Origin of the sequence: Bacillus sp. FSL K6-3431 (assembly GCF_038002605.1) — a bacterium.
In the GTDB taxonomy this organism is placed as follows: domain Bacteria; phylum Bacillota; class Bacilli; order Bacillales; family Bacillaceae_C; genus Lederbergia.
On record NZ_JBBOCT010000002.1, the window covers coordinates 1 to 1974 of the forward strand.

The following is a 1974-nucleotide window of genomic DNA, read 5'->3' on the forward strand; positions in this document are numbered from 1 at the left end:
AGCGAAATGTTAAAAATGTAGAAGAAACTCGTTAAAAAAGGTGCATAGTTTAATCTTAAGATATAAAGTTCAGAGGCGCAAAACATATTGGAGGTTGTCCATTTTGGACAATCTCAGTTTGTAGACAAAAGGGGTTCGGAATTAAAAAATTCTGAACCCCTTTTGAAATTCCCTTTGAATTTTCGCCTAAAGTTTAGAGATTGGGGCTCTACGAGCCCACTATGTTAGGCCATTTTTGGACCTTGCCATGTCCAATTGGCCATCTTCTTTAAATTAATGGCAGCGAAAGTAAGCATCGCCTGCATCGACAATTTTTTAAGTCCCCTTAAAGTAGTCCAACGCATACCATGCTTTTCTTTTGCATCTGCGAATACACGCTCAATCGTTTCTTTACGTTTTGCATATATAGGTTTTACATCTTGATGATGACGCAGATGATCTGCTTCTTCCACATGTGTTTGCCAGATATGCCGTGTCACCACTTTTTGACAGTCTTTGCTTTCTGTACACCGAGATAAAAATGAGCATGTTGTACAAATTTGTTTTGGCGATTTGTACTCGCGATAGCCCTCTTTATTTGTTGTTGAGTACTTTAAAGTTTCGCCCGAAGGGCAAAGGTAACAATCAAAATGTTCATCGTATACATAGTCCTGTTTGCGGAAAAATCCTTCTTTGGTGCGAGGACGTGTATAAGGTAAAGCCGGTATGATTTCTTTGTTAAATAGGTAGCTTGTAATCGCTGGTGTTTTATAAGCTGCATCTGCGGCAACGGCTTCCGGTTTTCCAACTTTCTCAATCACTTGTTCAACTAGTGGCTCTAAGATCTGACTGTCATGTGTATTTCCAGGTGTTACAATCGTTCCCAATACAAAACCGTTGCGGTCTGCGGCCGCGTGGAATGAATAGGCAAACTGTTTTGTTCGTTCATCTTTCACATAGTAGCCACTCTCAGAATCCGTTGTACTTTCTTTAATCTCTTTGGTCTCTTCTTTATCAAATTTATCTGGTGGAAAAGGCTTTTTTCCATGGTTTTCACGATCTTGATTGATTTCTTCTTGAAGACGTCCTTGATACGCTCGTGTTTCTTTACGAACGATTTTCTTTTCAAATTTCCGTTTATTCGCACTGGCTTTCACATGTGTGGAATCCACGAAAACGTGTTCAGCACTTATTAACTTTTTATTAGCAGCTGTCATTAAAATGCGATAGAAAATCTGTTCAAACAGATCTGTATCTTTGAAGCGTCGCTCATAATTTTTCCCGAACGTAGAGAAATGAGGTACTTTATCATGGAAACCATAGCCTAAGAACCAACGGTAAGCCATATTGGTTTCAACTTCTTCAATCGTTTTACGCATGGAACGAATACCGAAGGTATATTGAATGAAAGTCAGTTTAACTAAAATAACTGGATCAATACTTGGGCGTCCTACCTCTGAATACATATCTTTCACCAAGTCATAAATGAAAGTGAAGTCAATGGCAGCCTCCATTTTACGAACCAAATGGTTCGGTGGCACCAATTGATCTAAAGTAATCATTTCAAGTTGATCTCGCTGAATAGAATCATGTTTAGAAAGCATCCTCATCACCTCAAGTTTTAATACTTCTATTTTAAAACAAACATGACTCCAGGCAAAAGTGTTCTATCTAAAAGGTAAGACAAAGTTGATTGGAACGGAAGGTACGAGACTCCTGCGGGAAAAGCGCGTCTAGGGGAGACCCCGCAGGCGAAAGCCGAGGAGGCTCCCCGACCGCCCGCGGAAAGCGAGTGCCTGGAGTGGAAATCAACGTCCAAATTGTACAAGCCATAAAAATAGACAAACTCGATTTTCATCGAGTTTGTCTACAGTCTGAATCGGGCTTCATTTTAAGAGCCCGATTTTTTTATTTAACATCAATAAGTCCATTTTTTAAGGAATTCTTTCGTACATTGCCTGCCTTTATTGATCAATTCACCCTTTTTTTCATCAT

General features: G+C 39.5%; 1 protein-coding gene. It reads right to left on the minus strand.

Translation table 11 applies throughout. From position 1 onward, the window contains the following. Positions 1–224 precede the first annotated feature (224 nt). Positions 225–1583, minus strand: coding sequence for an IS1182 family transposase (locus tag MHB53_RS26170; RefSeq protein WP_072272405.1), 1359 nt, complete (start codon positions 1581–1583; stop codon positions 225–227). Positions 1584–1974 lie beyond the last annotated feature (391 nt).